Origin of the sequence: Cellulomonas sp. JH27-2 (assembly GCF_014837175.1) — a bacterium.
Classification (GTDB): Bacteria; Actinomycetota; Actinomycetes; order Actinomycetales; family Cellulomonadaceae; genus Cellulomonas.
This window is the reverse complement of the sequence record NZ_JACYFR010000006.1, coordinates 240,996-259,402: the sequence shown is the minus strand read 5'-3', so window position 1 is coordinate 259,402 and position 18,407 is coordinate 240,996. Positions and strand designations below refer to the sequence as shown.

17 protein-coding genes are annotated in these 18,407 nt (G+C 72.9%); 5 read left to right on the top strand and 12 right to left on the bottom strand.

From position 1 onward, the window contains the following. Positions 1 to 501: 501 nt before the first annotated feature. The 11 genes from tyrS to argC form a co-directional block, all read right to left on the bottom strand. The gene (gene tyrS / locus IC607_RS17160) at positions 502 to 1,764 is read right to left on the bottom strand and encodes a tyrosine--tRNA ligase (protein ID WP_191788624.1); all 1,263 of its coding nucleotides are present in this window, start codon (positions 1,762 to 1,764) and stop codon (positions 502 to 504) included. Between the two features lie 63 nt (positions 1,765 to 1,827). Beyond that, positions 1,828 to 2,529 carry a DNA-3-methyladenine glycosylase gene (locus IC607_RS17155; protein WP_191788657.1) on the bottom strand — a complete coding sequence of 234 codons (702 nt, stop codon included), beginning with the start codon at positions 2,527 to 2,529 and terminating at the stop codon, positions 1,828 to 1,830. Positions 2,530 to 2,539: 10 nt separating this feature from the next. Beyond that, positions 2,540 to 3,133, bottom strand: coding sequence for a uridine kinase (locus IC607_RS17150; RefSeq protein ID WP_191788623.1), 594 nt, complete (start codon positions 3,131 to 3,133; stop codon positions 2,540 to 2,542). Positions 3,134 to 3,235: 102 nt separating this feature from the next. Continuing rightward, positions 3,236 to 4,690 (bottom strand): argininosuccinate lyase, encoded by a 1,455-nt coding sequence (gene argH, locus IC607_RS17145; RefSeq protein ID WP_191788622.1) that lies wholly within the window; start codon positions 4,688 to 4,690, stop codon positions 3,236 to 3,238. Further along, positions 4,683 to 5,921, bottom strand: coding sequence for an argininosuccinate synthase (locus IC607_RS17140; RefSeq protein ID WP_191788621.1), 1,239 nt, complete (start codon positions 5,919 to 5,921; stop codon positions 4,683 to 4,685). Before IC607_RS17140 ends, argH begins: the two co-directional genes overlap by 8 nt. 31 nt (positions 5,922 to 5,952) lie before the next feature. After that, a complete protein-coding gene (locus IC607_RS17135) occupies positions 5,953 to 6,483 on the bottom strand; it encodes an arginine repressor (RefSeq protein ID WP_191788620.1) in 531 nt (176 codons plus the stop codon). Positions 6,484 to 6,543: 60 nt separating this feature from the next. Beyond that, positions 6,544 to 7,476, bottom strand: coding sequence for an ornithine carbamoyltransferase (argF, locus tag IC607_RS17130; protein WP_191788619.1), 933 nt, complete (start codon positions 7,474 to 7,476; stop codon positions 6,544 to 6,546). Next, complete coding sequence (locus IC607_RS17125; protein ID WP_191788618.1) at positions 7,473 to 8,753, bottom strand: acetylornithine transaminase; 1,281 nt, start codon at positions 8,751 to 8,753, stop codon at positions 7,473 to 7,475. Before IC607_RS17125 ends, argF begins: the two co-directional genes overlap by 4 nt. Then, positions 8,750 to 9,724, bottom strand: coding sequence for an acetylglutamate kinase (gene argB, locus IC607_RS17120; RefSeq protein ID WP_191788617.1), 975 nt, complete (start codon positions 9,722 to 9,724; stop codon positions 8,750 to 8,752). Before argB ends, IC607_RS17125 begins: the two co-directional genes overlap by 4 nt. Continuing rightward, entirely contained in the window at positions 9,721 to 10,923 is a 1,203-nt protein-coding gene (argJ, locus tag IC607_RS17115; protein WP_191788616.1) for a bifunctional glutamate N-acetyltransferase/amino-acid acetyltransferase ArgJ, read from the bottom strand. The genes argB and argJ overlap by 4 nt, the downstream gene beginning before the upstream one ends. Next, a complete protein-coding gene (argC, locus tag IC607_RS17110; protein ID WP_225225228.1) occupies positions 10,920 to 11,984 on the bottom strand; it encodes an N-acetyl-gamma-glutamyl-phosphate reductase in 1,065 nt (354 codons plus the stop codon). The genes argJ and argC overlap by 4 nt, the downstream gene beginning before the upstream one ends. An 86-nt stretch (positions 11,985 to 12,070) precedes the next feature. Between argC and IC607_RS17105 the strand changes: the two genes are divergently transcribed. The 3 genes from IC607_RS17105 to IC607_RS17095 are packed head-to-tail and all read left to right on the top strand — an operon-like array spanning position 12,071 to position 14,288. After that, positions 12,071 to 13,054: a quinone oxidoreductase gene (locus IC607_RS17105; protein WP_191788614.1), complete on the top strand. Its 984-nt coding sequence runs from the start codon at positions 12,071 to 12,073 to the stop codon at positions 13,052 to 13,054. Further along, positions 13,051 to 13,806 (top strand): DsbA family oxidoreductase, encoded by a 756-nt coding sequence (locus tag IC607_RS17100; protein WP_370526357.1) that lies wholly within the window; start codon positions 13,051 to 13,053, stop codon positions 13,804 to 13,806. Before IC607_RS17105 ends, IC607_RS17100 begins: the two co-directional genes overlap by 4 nt. Continuing rightward, entirely contained in the window at positions 13,794 to 14,288 is a 495-nt protein-coding gene (locus tag IC607_RS17095) for a GNAT family N-acetyltransferase (protein ID WP_191788613.1), read from the top strand. The genes IC607_RS17100 and IC607_RS17095 overlap by 13 nt, the downstream gene beginning before the upstream one ends. A gap of 9 nt (positions 14,289 to 14,297) precedes the next feature. Here the strand turns inward: IC607_RS17095 and IC607_RS17975 are convergent, their stop codons facing one another. Continuing rightward, on the bottom strand, positions 14,298 to 15,923 hold the full coding sequence (locus IC607_RS17975) for a bifunctional NAD(P)/FAD-dependent oxidoreductase/class I SAM-dependent methyltransferase (RefSeq protein WP_191788612.1): 1,626 nt from the start codon (positions 15,921 to 15,923) through the stop codon (positions 14,298 to 14,300). A gap of 100 nt (positions 15,924 to 16,023) precedes the next feature. Here IC607_RS17975 and IC607_RS17085 point away from each other — a divergent pair, with 100 nt between their 5' ends. Both IC607_RS17085 and IC607_RS17080 read left to right on the top strand, forming a co-directional pair. Then, positions 16,024 to 16,602, top strand: a complete 579-nt coding sequence (locus tag IC607_RS17085; RefSeq protein WP_191788611.1) for a helix-turn-helix domain-containing protein — start codon at positions 16,024 to 16,026, stop codon at positions 16,600 to 16,602. 96 nt (positions 16,603 to 16,698) lie between these two features. Further along, a complete protein-coding gene (locus IC607_RS17080) occupies positions 16,699 to 18,390 on the top strand; it encodes a BCCT family transporter (protein ID WP_191788610.1) in 1,692 nt (563 codons plus the stop codon). The last annotated feature ends 17 nt before the right edge of the window (positions 18,391 to 18,407 follow it).

Here is an 18,407-nt window from a genome sequence, read left to right as displayed (position 1 = left end):
ATATAAAGAACCGGCAACCCCACGGGGTGGGACCGATCCTTCAGTCTCAACCAAGACCCATCAAAGACAGGCCATATGGCATCGACTACTTGGCACACTGTTGAGTTCTCAAGGAACAGACGCTCTTCCGTCCAGACCCGCGGGCCCTTCGTGGAAGGCTTTTCCTTCGTTCCGAAGCCTATCAGGCTTTTTCGACCTGATTGACCGGCGCCTCTTGCGATTTGTTTTTCGCATTCGGCTTGGCACTACTCTAGCGGGCTTTTCCAGTGCCTCAGACCATCCGGTCTGTGACCTGCGCCCTCCCCGTCGACTCCAGGGCGCACGAAGCACCAGGCCTACGATCGGGGGTGGCCACCTGCGGGACTGGCCACCGGGGTTCTATCCCTGGTGTCCGTTCCTCCCTGCCGGGCGACCTCGAGAACATTACGCGCGTGCGTCGTCGCTGGCAAATCCCCTGGCGGTGACCCCGCTCACCATGAGCGGCGTCACCGGTGGACGAGGTCAGGACCGGGTGTCGACCACGCCGAGCGTCCGCTTGCCCCGGCGCAGGACCGCCCACCTGCCGTGCAGCAGCTGCTCCGGTGCGAGCACCGCGTCGTCGGAGGCGACGCGCACGTTGTTGACCGACGCACCGCCCTCCTTGACCGCCCGCCGGGCCTCCGACTTCGAGGCGACCAGGCCGGCCGACGCGAACAGGTCGACGACGAGGTCGCCCACGGAGCCACCCGTCGTCGGCAGCTCCGCGACGGCACCCGCGAGGGTCTCCGCGTCGAGCTCGTCGAGCGCGCCGCGCCCGAACAGGGCGCCGCTGGCCGCGACGACCGCGTCGGCCGCTGCGACGCCGTGCACCAACGAGGTCACGTCGTGCGCGAGGGCTCGCTGCGCCTCCCGCGCCGCGGGCCGCTCGGCGACGGCCGCCTCGAGCTCGGCGATCTGCTCGCGGGTGCGGAAGGTGAAGACCTTGAGGTAGCGCACCACGTCGGCGTCGTCGGCATTGAGCCAGAACTGGAAGAACGCGTAGGGCGTCGTCATCTCCGGGTCGAGCCAGACCGTGCCCGACTCGGTCTTGCCGAACTTGGTGCCGTCCGCCTTGGTGATCAGGGGCGTGGTCAGGGCGTGCGCCGCGACGCCCTCCGCCTTGCGGATCAGCTCGACACCCGAGAGCAGGTTCCCCCACTGGTCCGAGCCGCCCGTCTGCAGGCTCACCCCGTGCCGGCGGTGCAGCTCCAGGAAGTCCATGCCCTGCAGGATCTGGTAGCTGAACTCGGTGAAGGAGATGCCGGCCTCGCTGTTGAGGCGCCGCGCCACGGTGTCCTTGGCCAGCATCGTGCCCAGGCGGTAGTGCTTGCCGACGTCGCGCAGGAAGTCGATGGCCGACAGCGGCGCGGTCCAGTCCAGGTTGTTGACCATGGTCGCGGCGTTGTCGCCGTCGAAGCGCAGCAGCGGGGCGATCTGCGCGCGGATCCGCTCCACCCATCCGGCCACCACGTCGCGCGAGTTGAGCGTGCGCTCCCCGGCCATCTTCGGGTCGCCGATCAGGCCCGTGGCGCCGCCGACGAGGGCGAAGGGACGATGCCCCGCGTCCTGCAGGCGGCGCACGGTGAGGATCTGCACGAGATTGCCGATGTGCAGGCTGGGCGCGGTCGGGTCGAAGCCGCAGTAGAGGTTGACGGGTCCCTCCGTCAGCGCCGCACGCAGGGCGTCGACGTCGGTGGTCTGCGCGATCAGGTCGCGCCACTCGAGCTCGTCGAGGATGTGGTTCACAGCAGGTCTCCAGAGGTGATGCGTGGGCGTGGGCGTGTACGAGGCACGGCCGACGTCGTCGCCCTAGGGGGCGTCTACCGACGTCGGCGGCCGATACGCGGGCCGGTACGCGGACACCGTGCGCTCGTCGGTCAGCCAGTACCGCCACGGGAAGCGTCCGCCCTCGCCGCCGGCACCCGACACACCGACGCGCGGACCGCTCGCGTGCGACGGCTGGACCCGGTTCTCGTGCCGGTGCAGCACCACGTTCCCGCCGGCCTCGGTCAGGTCGGAGCCGTTGTCGTCCAGGTCCAGGCCGAGGCTCACGGCCAGGCGCGCGGGGCCGCGCGCGAGCTGACGGTGGGAGTCGACGACGCCCACCCGCTCGCGTCGCGCCCAGGCCAGGTCCGCACCCTCGACGACCTCGCCCGCGCGGAGCAGCACCGCGGACGGCGTCCCCGTCGGCTCCGTGACGACGTTGATGCAGTGGTGCAGACCCAGGTGGCGGTAGACGTAGAGGCGACCGGGCTCGGCGAACATCACCGCGTTGCGCGCAGTCCGACCGCGGTAGGCGTGCGAGCCCGGGTCCTGGTCCCCCGCGTACGCCTCGACCTCCGTGATGCGGACGGTGACGTCGCCGTCGGCCGCGCGCGAGGTCAGGTACGTCCCGAGCAGGTCTCGAGCCACCGCGTGGACGTCGCGGGCGTACCAGACGCGCGCGGGCACGCCGACGATCGCCGCCGGCGAGGCCGCGCCCGGCAGCCGAGGCGCCTGCCCGGGCTGGATGCTCACGCGCTCATCCTGCCTCACTGCGAAGACCCCTCGCAGTCCATCCCGTCACCCGGCCGTTCGCGTCGAGCCGCACGTCGGCCCGCTCGCGCGTCCGCTCGCGGCGGAAGTGCTCGGCCTCGTCGGCCATCCACCGCTCCCACTGCCGCCGCAGGCTCTCTCCGTCGCGGGCGATGCCTCGCCGCAGGCGCAGGTCGGGCGGGGCCTCGACCCAGACGCGGACCGACGCGACGGCGTCGGCGGCTCGGCGCGCGCTGCCGCAGCCCTCGACGACGAGCAGCGACGGGACCGGCACGTCCACCCACTCGGCGAAGCCGCCCGTCACCCAGTCGTAGCGCTGGTAGTGACCCGGCCGGCCACGGCGCAACGGCTCGAGCACCTGCGCCGACAGCCGCGGCCACAGCGAGCCCTCGAGGCCGGACCAGCCCTCGTACAGGTCGTCGAGGTGCAGCACCGCGTCCGCCCCCGCGGCTCCCAGCGCCTCGGCGAACGTGGACTTGCCCGAGCCCGCCGGGCCGTCGACGACGACGACACGGACGGGTCCGAGCCGCGGCGGCGCGGCGAGCGTCGCCGCGACGACCTCGTCGGCGGGCGTCGTCATACGGCGGCGTCCTCGACGAGGGCGCCCGGCCGGTCCACGGAGACCGGCCGGGTGCGGGCCGACGGTGTGCAGCACATGGTGCGGTGCGTCAGGCCGCGACGCTCACGCGGCCCACACGCGCAGGTCCGCGACGCGAGCCCGCACGCGCTCGAGCTGCTCGGCGACACGCACGGGCGCGGTGCCCCCGTGAGCCGAGCGGGAGGCGAGCGATCCCTCGACGCTCAGGACGGAGCGGACGTCGGGCGTCAGGTGCTCCGAGATCGCGGCGAGCTCGTCGTCGGTCAGCTCCCAGAGCTCGATCGCGGGCTCGTGCTCCTCGCACGCCCGCACGCACGCACCGGCCACCTCGTGCGCGACGCGGAACGGCACGCCCTCGCGCACCAGCCATTCGGCGATGTCCGTGGCGAGCGAGAACCCCTGCGGCGCGAGCGACGCGAGCCGCTCGGTGTCGAACACGAGCGTCTCGACCATCCCCGCGAACGCGGGCAGCAGGATCGTGAGCTGGTCGACCTGGTCGAAGACCGGCTCCTTGTCCTCCTGCAGGTCGCGGTTGTAGGCGAGCGGCAGGCCCTTGAGCGTCGTGAGCAGTCCGGTCAGGTCACCGACGAGCCGACCGGCCTTGCCGCGCGCGAGCTCGGCGATGTCCGGGTTCTTCTTCTGCGGCATGATGCTCGACCCCGTGGAGTAGGAGTCGTGCAGGCGCACGAAGCCGAACTCCTTGGTGGCCCAGAGGATGACCTCCTCGGCCAGCCGCGAGACGTCGACGGCGAGCATCGCGGCGACGAACGCGAACTCGGCGACCACGTCGCGCGACGCCGTCCCGTCGATCGAGTTCTCGACCGGCCCGTCGAAGCCCAGGTCGGCGGCCACGGCGGCGGGGTCCAGTCCCAGAGACGACCCGGCCAGCGCGCCCGAGCCGTACGGCGAGACGGCGGCGCGGGCGTCCCAGTCGACCCACCGCTCGACGTCGCGCAGCAGCGGCCACGCGTGGGCGAGCAGATGGTGCGCGAGCAGGACGGGCTGCGCGTGCTGCAGGTGGGTGCGGCCCGGCATCGCGGCGTCACCGGCGGCGGTGGCCTGGCCGACGAGCGCGTCGACGACGTCGAGCACGAGGCCCGCGAGCGAGCGTGCCTCCCGGCGCAGGTACATCCGCACGAGCGTGGCGATCTGGTCGTTGCGCGAGCGGCCCGCGCGCAGCTTGCCGCCCAGCTCGGTGCCAGCCCGGTCGATCAGACCCCGCTCGAGGGCGGTGTGCACGTCCTCGTCCTCGAGCACCGGCAGGAAGTCGCCCGCCGCGACGTCGGTCCGCAGCCGCTCGAGCGCGTCGACCATGCCCGTCAGCTCGTCGTCCGTGAGCAGACCCGCGGACCGCAGCACGCGCGCGTGCGCGACCGACCCGGAGATGTCCAGGTCGGCCAGGCGCCAGTCGAAGTGCGTGGACTGCGACAGGGCCTGCAGGGCGGCCGACGGGCCGCCGGCGAACCGGCCGCCCCAGAGCGAGACGTTGCCCGCCTGCTCCACGGCGGCCGGCGTCGCAGGCGTGAGCTCGTCAGGCATCGATCCCGCCCTGCGTGCCCAGGTCGACGCCGTTGCCGAAGCGGACGTCGCGGGCGGCGGCGAGCTTGGAGGACAAGCCGTAGATCTCGATGAAGCCCTTGGCCGCGGCCTGGTCGAACGTGTCGCCCGTGTCGTAGGTGGCCAGGTTGAAGTCGTACAGCGAGGAGTCCGAGCGGCGGCCCGTGACGGTGGCGCGGCCGCCGTGCAGCACCAGGCGGACGTCGCCGGACACGTAGCGCTGCGTGTCCTCGACGAAGGTGTCGAGCGACTTCTTCAGCGGGCTGAACCACTGGCCGTCGTAGACCAGCTCGGTCCAGCGCTGCTCGACCTGACGCTTGAAGCGGGCCTGCTCGCGCTCGACCGTCACGTTCTCGAGCTCCTGGTGCGCAGCGATGAGCGCGATGGCGCCGGGTGCCTCGTAGACCTCGCGGCTCTTGATGCCGACCAGGCGGTCCTCGACGATGTCGATGCGGCCGACGCCCTGGGCGCCCGCGCGGCGGTTCATCTCCTGGATCGCCTGCAGCGGGGTCACCGGCACGCCGTCGAGCGCCACCGGGACGCCCTGCTCGAACGTGATGACGACCTCGTCGGCGACCGGCGGGAACGTCGGGTCGTCGGTGTAGGTGTAGACGTCCTTCGTCGGGCCGTTCCAGATGTCCTCGAGGAAGCCGGTCTCGACCGCGCGGCCCCACACGTTCTGGTCGATGGAGAACGGGTTGTGCTTGGTGGTCGCGATGGGCAGCTTGTGCTTCTCGGCGAACTCGATGGCCTTGTCACGTGTCAGCGCCAGGTCGCGGACCGGGGCGAGGCACGTCAGGTCCGGGGCGAGCGACGTGATGCCGACCTCGAAGCGGACCTGGTCGTTGCCCTTGCCCGTGCAGCCGTGGGCGACGGTCGTGGCGCCGAACTGGCGGGCGGCCCGCACCAGGTGCTTGACGATGACCGGGCGCGACAGCGCGGAGACGAGCGGGTAGCGGTCCAGGTACATGCCGTTCGCCTTGAGGGCGGGCATGCAGTACTCGGACGCGAACTCGTCGCGCGCGTCGGCGACGTACGCCTCGACGGCGCCGCAGTCCAGCGCGCGCTGGCGGATGACGTCGAGGTCCTCGCCACCCTGGCCCACGTCGACGGCGACCGCGATCACCTCGGCGCCGGTGGCCTCGGCGATCCAGCCGATGCCGACAGAGGTGTCCAGGCCGCCGGAGTAGGCGAGGACGACGCGCTCAGTCATGGTTCTTCCTTCTTCTCAGTGTGGTGACGGTTCAGTGTCGCGCGTCGGGACGCGCGTCGGAGGCGAGGGCCAGGAACCGCGCGGCGAGCGCGGTCCCGGCCTCGGGTCGGTCGTCGCGGGCGATCACCAGGACGGTGTCGTCGCCCGCGATGGTGCCCAGGACGGGCGGGAGGACAGAGTGGTCGATGGCGGAGGCCAGGAACTGTGCCGCGCCCGGCGGGGTGCGCAGCACGACGAGGTTGCCCGACGCCTCGGCGGTGAGCAGCAGCTCCTCGCACAGGCGGGCCAGGCGGGCGGCCAGCATCTCCGCGTCGGGCGCGGGTGCGGCGCGCACCTCTCCCTCGGCCGGCACCGCGTAGACGAGGCCCCCGGCCGGGGTGCGCACCTTGACGGCCCGCAGCTCGACGAGGTCGCGCGACAGCGTCGCCTGCGTGACGCTGACACCCTCCGCCACGAGCAGATCGGCGAGCTGCTGCTGGGAACCCACGGCACCGCGGGCCAGCAGCGCGCCGATGAGCGCGTGCCTCGCGGCCTTGGTCTGCGGGATCGTCGCGGTGCTCATGACCGCTCCGAAGAAAGACGTCGCGGGCTCATGACCGCTCCGAAGAAAGACGTCGCAGGCTCATGACCGCTCCAGCAGCCACGTCAGCAGGGCCTTCTGCGCGTGCAGTCGGAACTCCGCCTCGTCCCAGACCACCGACTGCGGGCCGTCGATCACGTCGGCCGTGATCTCCTTGCCGCGATAGGCGGGCAGGCAGTGCAGGACGATCGCGTCGTCCTTGGCCGCGGCCAGCGCGTCGGCGTCCAGCCGGAACGGCACGAACGGCGTCTCGCGCTCGTCGGCCTGGACCTCCTGACCCATCGAGACCCAGGTGTCGGTCGCGACGACGTCCGCGCCCGCGACGGCCTGCTGCCGGTCGTGCACGACCGTGACGGACCCGCCGGTCTGGCGGGCGATCCGCTCGGCGTCGGCGAGCACCGCCGCGTCGGGCAGGTAGCCCTCCGGAGTTCCGATCCGCACGTGCATGCCCGCCGTGGCGCCGCCGAGCAGGTAGGAGTGCGCCATGTTGTTGGCGCCGTCGCCGACGTAGGCGAGCGTCTGGCCGGCGAGCGCAGACGTCCCGCCGCGGTGCAGCGCGATCGTGGCCAGGTCGGCCAGGATCTGGCACGGGTGGAACTCGTCGGTCAGCGCGTTGACCACCGGGATGCCCGCGACAGCGGCCATCTCGTCGAGCCGCGTCTGGGCGTGCGTGCGCCAGACGATGGCCGCGACCTGCCGCCCGAGCACGTGCGCGGTGTCGGCGATCGACTCGCGCGTGCCGATCTGGGCGAGCTTGCCGTCGACGACGAGCGGGAAGCCGCCCAGCTCGGCGATCCCGGTCGCGAACGAGACCTGCGTGCGCAGCGTCGGCTTGTCGAAGATGACGGCGACGGCCCGCGGGCCCGCGAGCGGGGTACGGACGCGGCGGTCCTGCTGGAACGCAAGGGTGAGGTCGAGCACCTCGCGCTGCTCGGCCGGGGTCAGGTCGTCGTCGCGCAGGAAGTGGCGGGTCATGCGCCCTCCCCCAGGTCCGCCGACAGGCCGGCGAGGAAGTCGACGAACGTGCCAGCCTGGTCGTCGGTGAGGACGAACGGCGGCGCGAGGCGGATGGTCGTCGGGCGGCACGGGTTCACGACGAAGCCGGCCTCGAGCGCCCGGGCGGCGATCTGCGGCGCCACCGGGGCGGTGAGCTCGATGCCGATGAGCAGACCCTCGCCGCGCGCGGTGGCCACGAGCGGGTGGTCGAGCCCGTTGATCCGGTCGCGGAGCCGCCGGCCCAGGGCCGTGACGTGCTCGAGCAGGCCGTCGCGCTCGATGACACCGATGGTGGCGAGCCCTGCCGCGGAAGCGACCGGGTTCCCGCCGAACGTCGTGCCGTGCTGCCCGCGCGCCAGCAGGGTCGCGACCGGCTCGCCGTACGCGATCAGAGCGCCGACGGGGAAGCCGCCACCCAGCCCCTTGGCGACCGTGACGGCGTCCGGCACGATCCCACCGCCGATGTGCGGGAGCTGGTGCGCGAACCACGTGCCGGTGCGGCCCATGCCGGTCTGCACCTCGTCGAGGATCAGCAGCGCACCGTGCTCGCGCGTCAGCTCGCGGGCCCGCACGAGGTAGCCCGGTGGCAGCGGCAGGACACCGGCCTCGCCCTGGATCGGCTCGACGACCAGCGCCGCCACGGGCTCGCCGTCGGCGAACGCGGCCTCGAGCGCCTCGGTGTCGCCGAACGGCAGGAACTCGACGCCGCCGGGCAGCGGTTCGAACGGCTCGCGGTAGGCGGCCTTGTGGGTCAGCGCGAGCGCACCCATCGACCGGCCGTGGAAGGCGCCCTCGAGCGCGAGGACGCGCGTCCGGCCGGTGCGGCGGGTCAGCTTGAAGGCCGCCTCGTTGGCCTCGGTGCCCGAGTTCGTGAGGAAGACGCGCGACCCGTCGGGTGCGCCCGCCAGCGCGAGCAACCGCTCGGCGAAGGCGATCTGCGTGGGGCTCGCGAAGAAGTTCGAGACGTGCCCGAGCGTGCCGAGCTGTGCGCTGATCGCCGCCGTGAGGGTCGGGTGCGCGTGGCCCAGCGCGTTCACGGCGATGCCGCCGAGCAGGTCCAGGTACCGGTTGCCGTCGGCGTCCCACACGTACGGGCCCTCGCCGCGCACGAGCACGCGCTGGGGCGCACCGAACGTGTCCATGACCGCGTGCGTGTACCGCTCGGTCCACTGGGCGCCCGAGCCGTCGGTCGCGGGCGCGAGGCCCGCGTCGGCCGGGGCGGGCGACCGGTGCCGGCCGGTGCTGATCTCGCTCATGCGGACTCTCCTGGCGTGCTCACCACGGGGACGGGGCTCGTGAAGGGGGCGTCGGTGGACTCCTCGTCGGGGAAGACCATGGTGCCGATGCCGTCGGACGTGAAGACCTCGACCAGGATCGAGTGCGGGGCGCGACCGTCGATGACGTGCGCCCGGCCGACCCCGCCCTCCACGGCGCGCCAGCAGGCCTCCATCTTGGGGCGCATGCCGGAGTCGAGCGTCGGCAGCACCTCGGCGAGCGCGCTGGCCCGCAGGCGACGCACCAGGGATCCCTTGTCGGGCCAGTTCAGGTAGAGCCCCTCGACGTCCGTCAGCACGATGAGCTTGCGTGCGCCGAGCGCGACGGCGAGCGCGGCGGCGGCCGTGTCGGCGTTGACGTTGAGCACCTGCGTGGGGTCGTCGATGTCCGGCGCGACCGTGCTGACCACCGGGATGCGACCCGCGTCGAGCAGGTCCTGGACAGCTCCCGGGTTGACGTGCACGACGTCGCCGACCTGGCCGACGTCGTGCTCGACACCGTCGACGACCGCGGTGCGACGACGCGCCTGGAACAGGCCGCCGTCCTCGCCCGACAGGCCGACGGCGTGCGGGCCGTGGGCGTTGAGCAGTCCGACGAGCTCGCGGGAGACCTGCCCGGTCAGGACCATGCGGACGACGTCCATCGCCTCGGGGGTCGTGACGCGCAGGCCGCCGCGGAACTCCGAGGCGATCCCCAGCCGGTCGAGCATCGCGTTGATCTGCGGGCCGCCGCCGTGCACGACGACGGGACGCAGGCCCACCTGGTGCAGGAACACCATGTCCTGCGCGAACGCCTTCTTGAGGTCCTCGTCGATCATGGCGTTGCCGCCGTACTTGACGACGACCAGCGCGCCGGCGAACTTCTGCAGCCACGGCAGCGCCTGGATCAGCACCTCGGCCTTCTGGTCGGGGCGCAGGTCCGTGACGGTGTTGAAGACGAACTCGTCGCTCACGTGGAGTACTCGCTGTTCTCGGTCACGTAGTCGTGGGTCAGGTCGTTGGTCCACACGGTGACGACCTCGCCGCCGGCATGCAGGTCGATCAGCACGTGGATCTCGCGGTTCGCGGCGAGGTCCACGCTCGAGCGCGGCTCGTACGCACCGCCCGCGCGGCAGACCATGACGCCGTTGATGCTGACGTCGAGCTGGTCGGGGTCGAAGGCGGCGACACTCTCCGGCACCGTGCCCACCTGGGCGAGCACGCGACCCCAGTTGGGGTCGTTGCCGAACATCGCAGCCTTGAAGAGGTTGGACCGCGTCACCGCCCGGGCGACGGCGAGGCCGGCGTCCTGCGTCTCGGCGCCGGTCACCGTCACCGCGATGTCGTGCGACGCCCCCTCGGCGTCGGCGACGAGCTGACGGGACAGGTCGGCGGCGACCGCCGTGATGCCCGCCACGAACCCCTCGGGATCCGGTGTCGCGCCGCTGGCGCCGCTGACGAGGAGCACGACCGTGTCGGACGTCGACATGCAGCCGTCGGAGTCGATGCGGTCGAACGTCTGCGACGTCGCGGCGCGCAGGGCGGCCTGCGCGGTGTCGGCGTCCACCACGGCGTCGGTCGTGATGACGCACAGCATCGTGGCGAGCGCGGGTGCGAGCATGCCTGCGCCCTTGGCCATCCCGCCGACGGACCAGGTGCCGTAGTCGCCCTCGATCGTGAGGTCGGCCGTCTTCGGCACGGTGTCCGTCGTCATGATCGCGACGGCGGCGTCGAGGCCCGCGTCGGCGTCCAGCGCCGCGGCCGCCAGGTCGACGCCGGCCAGCAGCGTGTCGATGGGCAGGCGCTCACCGATGAGCCCGGTGGAGGCCACGACGACGTCGCCGGCGGACACGTCGAGCGCCGTGGCCACCTTCTCCGCGGTGCGGTGCACATCCAGGAACCCGTCGGGTCCCGTGCACACGTTGGCGCCGCCGGAGTTGAGCACGACCGCGGACGCCACGCCGTCGGCGAGGACCTGCCGCGACCACGTGACCGGGTGCCCGACGACCCGGTTGCTGGTGAACACGCCGGCCGCGACCTGCAGCGGACCGTCGTTGACGACGAGCGCGAGATCGGAGCGCCCGGACGCCTTGAGACCGGCGGTGACGCCGCTCGCGCGGAAACCGGCCGGCACCGTCACGCCGGGCGAGCGTGGCTGCGTGGTGATGGTCATGGTGCGACTCCGTCCAGGGGCAGGCCGAGCGTCTCGGGCAGGCCGAGCGCGAGGTTGAGGGACTGCAGGGCGCCGCCGGCGGTGCCCTTGACGAGGTTGTCGATGGCGGTGACGGTCACGACGCGGCCCGCGGCCTCGTCGACCGCGACCTGCACCAGCGCGGTGTTGGCGCCCAGCGTCGACGCCGTCGTCGGCCACGTCCCTTCCGGGAGCAGGTGGACGAACGGCTCGTCGGCGTAGGTCTGCTCCCAGGCGGCCCGCACGGCGGCCGGGTCCGTGCCCGGGACGAGGCGAGCAGTGGCTGTCGCGAGGATGCCGCGCGCCATCGGGACGAGCGTCGGGGTGAACGAGATCGAGACGTCCGGCGCACCCGCCGAGCGCAGGTTCTGCGCGATCTCGGGGATGTGCCGGTGCGTTCCGCCGACGGCGTACGGCTGCGCGTTGCCGAGCGCCTCGGACGCCAGCAGGTGCGGCTTGAGGCTCTTGCCGGCGCCGGAGTAGCCGTTGGCGAGGACCGCGACGAGGTCGAGCGGTTCGATCAGGCCGGCCGCGATGCCGGGCTGCAGGCCGAGCGTGACGGCGGTGACGTTGCAGCCGGGCACCGCGATCCGGGTCGCCCCCGCGAGCCCGGCACGCTGGCCCGCTGCCGTCGTCTCCCCCGGGTGCAGGAGCTCGGGCAGCCCGTAGGGCCAGGTGCCCGCGTGCTCGCTCCCGTAGAACTGCTCCCACGCGGCCGCGTCGACGAGCCGGTGGTCCGCGCCGAGGTCGACGACGATCGCGCCGTCCCCCTGCGCGGCCAGCTCGGCGGCGATCGCGCCGCTCGCGCCGTGCGGCAGCGCGAGCACGACGACGTCGTGGCCGGCCAGGTTCTCGGTGCTCGTCGCCGCCAGCACGCGACCTGCGAGCGAGCGCAGGTGCGGTTGGTGCGTGCCCAGCGGCGTGCCGGCGTTGGAGTGGGCGGTCAGGGCGCCGATGCGGGCCTCGGGGTGGGCCAGCAGCACCCGGAGCATCTCGCCCCCGGCGTACCCGCTGGCACCCGCGATCGCGACGGAGAACGTCATGTGCATGAACATACACACCACTGCACGAAGATACGAACTTCTTCGCGCCGGAATGCCAGCCGCGTCGTCCGGTGTTACCGGCTGACGTGCGTACCGTCACCGCCACCGCTCCCGGTGGACCCGAGGTCCTGGCCGTCGTCGATGCACCCGATCCGGTGGCCGGGCCCGGCGAGGTCCTGGTCCGGGTCCACGCCGCCGGCGTGAACTTCATCGACACCTACCGCCGCTCCGGCGTCTACGCCGTGCCGTTCCCGCACGTGGTCGGCTCGGAGGGGTCCGGGGTGGTCGAGGCAGTCGGCTCCGACGTCACGACGATCGCGGTCGGCGACCGCGTGGCGTGGTCGGCAGCGCCCGGCTCGTACGCCGAGCTCGTCGCGGTGCGCGCCGACGCGGCCCTCGTGGTCCCGCCGGACGTGAGCGACGAGGTCGCCGCCGCGCTGCCGCTGCAGGGCATGACCGCCCACTACCTGGTGACGTCGACGTTCCCCGTGGAGCCGGGCACGACCGTGCTGCTCCACGCCGGTGCAGGAGGCGTCGGTCTCCTCGCGACCCAGCTGGCCGTCGCGCGGGGTGCACGCGTGATCACGACGGTCGGCACCGCGGACAAGGAGGCGCTGTCCCGCCAGGCCGGGGCCGCCGAGGTGATCCGATACCGCGAGCTGTCCGACCTCACGACGGAGCTTCCCGCCCTGGTGCGTGAGCTCACCGACGGGCGCGGCGCGGACGCCGTCTACGACTCCGTGGGGCGTGACACCTTCGACGCCTCCCTCGCGTCGGTGCGACGGCGCGGGACGCTCGTCCTGTTCGGGGCTTCGTCGGGGCCCGTGCCGCCCGTCGACCCGCAGCGGCTCAACGCCGCGGGCTCCGTGTTCCTCACCCGCCCCACCCTGGGCGACTACACCGCCGACCGCGACGAGCTGGACTGGCGCTCCGCCGAGCTGTTCGGTGCGGTCGCCGACGGCTCGCTCGACGTGCGCATCGGCGCCACCTACCCCCTGGCCGACGCGGCCGAGGCCCATCGCGCGCTCGAGTCGCGCTCCACGACCGGAAAGGTCCTGCTGATCCCGTGAGCTCCACCCCTGTTCTGAATCCCGTCCGCACGCTGCAGGTGGAGGTCTGGTCCGACGTCGCCTGCCCGTGGTGCTACATCGGCAAGCGCCGCTTCGAGACCGCGCTCGCCGCCTTCCCCCACCGGGAGCACGTCGCGGTCACGTGGCGCTCCTACCAGCTCTCCCCCGAGACGCCGACGGGACCGGGACGGCCCGAGGCGCAGGCGCTGGCCGACATGAAGGGGATCCCGCTGGCGCAGGTGCAGCAGATGTTCGCGCACGTCACAGCGCAGGCCGCGGGCGAAGGGCTGGCGTACGACTTCGACCGCACGCTCGCGTTCAACACGTTCGACGCCCACCGGCTGCTGCATCTGGCCGCACGTCTCGGCGGCGACCTGGCCGACCGCACCAAGGAGGCGCTGTTCAGCGCGCACTTCGAGAAGGGAGCGGACCTGGGCCTGACGGCTGCGCTCGTCGACCTGGCGAACACCGTCGGGTTCGGCGAGCACGGGTACGACGACGACGCGGTGCTGGCTTTCCTCGACGGCGACGACGAGTCCGACGCCGTGCGCGCCGACATCGCCGAGGCCCGCACGCTCGGCGTCACGGGCGTGCCGTTCTTCGTCGTCGACCGCCGGGTCGCGGTCTCCGGCGCCCAGCCGGCCGACGTCTTCACCCAGCTGCTCGAGGCCGGCTGGCGCGAGGCCAACCCGATCGTGACGCTCGGCTCGGCCGACGCCGACGCGTGCGAGGGCGACTCGTGCGCGATCTGAGCCTTCGGACCATCACCGACGACGACGTCGCCGCCCTCGCGGCGATCAACGACGGCGCGGTGCCCGCCGTGAACGCCCTGGGCGTCGACGGGCTCGCCGCGCACGTGCCGAGCTGCGACCTCGCGCTCGTCGCCGAGGTGGACGGCGAGGTCGCCGGCTTCCTGCTGGCCCTGACGCCCGGCGCCGACTACGCGAGCGAGAACTACCGCTGGGTGTCGCAGAACCGGCCCGGGTCGCTGTACGTCGACCGGATCGTCGTCGCGCCCGACCACCACGGCACGGGCGTCGGCCGCTCGCTCTACGAGGCGGTGTTCGACCGCGCCCTGGCGCTCAACGCGACCGCCGTGACGTGCGAGGTCAACCTGGACCCGCCCAACCCGCAGTCGCTCGCCTTCCACGGCAGGCTCGGGTTCGAGCAGATCGACGACCTGTGGACCAAGGGCGGCACGACGCGCGTCGCGATGATGGCCCGGCCCGTCTGACGCTCGCCCTCAACGGCGGCGCAGGTGCAGGACCGCCTCGTGCAGCCGTACCGGGCGGCCTTCCGGGTCGACCGCGTCGCGCGGGCGCGCGTCGCAGGCCAGGACGTCCCACTGCGCGGGGTCCAGGTGGGTCAACAGCTCGTCGGCGTCGGTGAACAGCTCGGGGATGTTCGGCCGCGGCATGGTCGTGGCCAGGTCCAGGACGTGGTGCCCGACGATCAGCAGGTGGCCACCCGGCGCGACGAGGGACGCCATCGTCCGGGTCACCGCCGCACGCTGCTCCGGGGCCGGGTGGAGGTAGTGCGCGGTGACCAGGTCGTAGGTCGCGTCACCCGTCCACGCGGTGATGTCCGCCTGCCGCCACGTGATCCGGTCCGCGATGCCACGCTCGGCTGCTTCCGCCGCGCCGCGTGCCAGGCCTGCCGCGGCGAAGTCCGTGGCCGTCACCTGCCAGCCCTGCTCGGCCAGCCACATCGCGTCGCCGCCCTCGCCGGCCGCGATCTCCAGGGCGGTCCCCGGCGCCAGGCCGCTCACCTCGGCGACCAGGGTCGCGTTGGCACGGCCCGACCACGCGGGCTCCTTGCCGCTGTAGCGCTCCTCCCAGAACGCCACGTCGAACATGCCGTCCAGGTCTGCGGCGCCGTGGCCGTGCTGCGCACGCTCATCGTGCTCCTGCTCGTGCTCGTGCTCGCCCGCCGCTGCGACGGCCTGGTCCGTGTCCCGCGCGACGAGGTCGGCGTTGATGGCCGCGCCGGCCATGAGCCCCGCGGCGGCCGACGTCATCACCTGCCCGCCGAGGTCGGTGACGTTGCCGGCCACCCACACGCCCCGCACGGAGGTCGCGCCCATGGCGTCGGACGGCACGGCGGCACCCATGACCTGCCCCTGGACCTCGACCGGCTGCGCGTGCAGGCCCAGACCGGCCAGGTGCTCCGCGCGGGCGAGGAACTGCGGACGGACCGCGAGCGCGCGGACCGCCACGACCTCGCCCGACGAGAGTCGCACGCCGTGCAGCCGGCCGCCGTTCGTCTCGACGCCCACGACCTCGCCACGCACGATCCGCATGCCGCGCGCCGCCAGCCGCGCGAGGGCGTCCGCCGGCGGCTCGTCATCGGTGTGCACGAACACCGTGACGTCGTCGGTGAGCTGACGGAACAAGTGGGCCGTGTGCAGCGACAGCGGGCCGCCGCCCAGGATGCCGATCGGCTGGTCGCGCACCTCCCACCCGTGGCAGTAGGGGCAGTGCAGCACGTCGGTCCCCCACAGCTCGGCGAGGCCGGGCACGTCGGGGAGCACGTCTCGCAGCCCGGCGGCAGACAGGATGCGGCGGGCGCCGACGGTGCGGCCGTCGGCGAGCGCGACGACGAAGCCGTCGTCGTCCCGGCGCACGTCCGCGACGGTGCCGGCCTCGGTCTCGCCACCGTAGGTGCGCACCTCGTCGCGGCCGGCCGCCAGGAGGTCGAGCGGCGCGGCGCCGTCGCGGGAGAGGACGTTGTGCGCGTGCGCGGCCGGTGCGTTGCGCGGCTCGCCCGCGTCGACGACCAGCACCGAGCGCCTCGAGCGCCCCAGGACCGTCGCGGCGCTCAGGCCCGCCGGACCCCCGCCGATGACCACCACGTCGTACTTGTCGCGCACGTCTGCCTCCTCCTGCCGTCGACCCTCGACGACGCTACGCACTGTGCGCTCTCAGGCTCCAAGAGCGCAACATCCGTTGCCGAAGTGGCAAACTGAGGTCATGGACGACCTGGACGACGTGCTCACCGGGGTGGGACCACGGCTGCGCGCCCTGCGCACCGCGCGCGACCTGACCCTGGCCCAGCTCGCCGACGCCACGGGCATCTCGGTCAGCACGCTGTCCCGGCTCGAGTCCGGACAGCGCAAGCCGACCCTCGAGCTGCTGCTCCCTCTGGCGCGTGAGCACCGCGTCCCGCTCGACGAGCTGGTCGACGCGCCGCAGACCGGCGACCCCCGCGTGCACGCGCGGCCGTTCACGCGACACGGCTCGACGTTCCTTCCGCTCAGTCACGTGCCCGGCGGCCTGCGCGCCTACAAGCAGGTGATGCCGCCGAGCCCGGACCGCGAGCCGACCCTCGGGACGCACGAGGGCCACGAGTGGTTCTACGTCCTGTCCGGGCGGGTCAGACTCCTGCTGGGCGAGCACGACCTCGTGCTGAGGCCCGGCGAGGTCGCCGAGTTCGACACGCGCACCCCGCACGCCGTCCTCAACCCGGGTCCCGGACCGGCAGAGATCCTCACGCTGTTCGGCCCGCAGGGCGAGCGCATGCACGTCCGCGCGAGCGCGACACGCCGCTGACCTGCCGCGCTCGCGCACGTCCGGGCGCACAGACCATCCCTTTCGCCCTAGTCTGCGAGGAGGCCGCCGCACGCGCGGCCGCCCCGGAGGCAGGTCATGGCCGAGCCCGACGCAGCACGCCCCACCAGCTCCGGCGCGACGATCTCCCGCGCCGTGTTCGTCCCGTCGATCAGCATCGTGCTCGTCGTCGGCCTGCTCGCCATCCTGTTCCCCGAGCAGACGCAGGACGTCTTCGACACCCTGCAGTCCGACGTCATCGGCGGGTTCGGCTGGTACTACGTCCTCATCGTCGCGGTGTTTGTCGCGTTCGCCCTGTGGGTGGGGCTCAGCCGGTACGGCGACATCCTGCTGGGCCGCGACGGGGACACCCCGGAGTACTCGACGGGGTCCTGGTTCTCGATGCTGTTCGCCGCGGGCATGGGCATCGGGCTCGTGTTCTGGGGCGTCGCCGAGCCGCTCAGCCACTACGCGAGCCCCAAGCCGGGCGTCACGGGGCAGCCCGACCACCTGGCTCAGGAGTCGCTGGCGCAGACCTACCTGCACTGGGGCATCCACGCCTGGGCCGTGTACGTGGTCGTCGGCCTGGGGCTCGCCTACGCGATCCACCGGCACGGCCGGCCCGTGTCGATGCGGTGGGCGCTGGAGCCCCTGCTGGGCGAACGCCGCGCCGCCGGGCGGCTCGGTGACGTCATCGACGTGACGGCCGTCGTCGGGACCGTGTTCGGGCTCGCGACGTCCCTGGGCCTCGGGGTCCTGCAGATCTCCGCCGGGCTCGACCACCTGGGCGTGGTGACGGCGTCGACGACGTTGCAGGTGGTGCTCATCGTGGTCATCACGCTGGCCGCCACCGCGTCGGTGGTCTCCGGGTTGGACCGCGGCCTGAAGTGGCTGTCCAACACCAACGTGGTCATCGCGGCCGTGCTGGCCGCCGCCGTGCTGATCCTGGGCCCGACGCTGTTCCTGCTGCGCGACTTCATCCAGTCGATCGGCGTCTACCTCAGCCAGGTGGTGCAGCTGACGTTCGACACGACCGCGTGGGAGGGGCAGGCCGGGCTGGACTGGCAGGCGTCGTGGACGATCTTCTACTGGGGCTGGTGGATCTCGTGGGCGCCCTTCGTCGGCGTCTTCATCGCCCGCATCTCCCGCGGACGCACGGTCCGCGAGTTCGTCGTCGGCGTGCTGGGCGTCCCCGTGCTCGTGACGTTCGCGTGGTTCGCGGTCCTGGGGGGCAACGCGCTCTACGTCGAGGTCTTCGGCGGCGGGGGCCTGATCGGCTCCGACGGCACCGTCGACGCGAACACGGCGCTGTTCGACATGCTCTCCCAGCTCCCCGCGGGTGCGGCCCTGTCCGCCGGGGCGATCGTCCTCATCGCGCTGTTCTTCGTGACGAGCTCCGACTCCGGATCCTTCGTCGTCTCGATGCTCACCTCCGGCGGCCACCCCCTGCCGCACACCTGGACGCGCGTGACCTGGTCGTTCGTCACCGGGCTGCTCGCCGCGGCGCTGCTGGTCGCCGGCGGCCTGACGGCGCTGCAGACGGCCGCCATCCTCATCGCGCTGCCGTTCAGCGTGGTGATGATCGGCATCTGCGTCGCCACCGCGCGCGCGTTCCACGCCGAGCACGCCGTGCGCGTGCGCGCCGAGCGGCTGGCGATCCGCGACGGGCTCACCGAGCACATCACGGACGAGGTGCACGCCGGCCTCCCCGCGCACCTGGACCGCCTCGGGGTCGAGACGGGCGCCATCCGGGCGGCGACCGACGGCGACGAGCGCGACACGTCAGGCTGAGCCCGCGACCGGTCGAG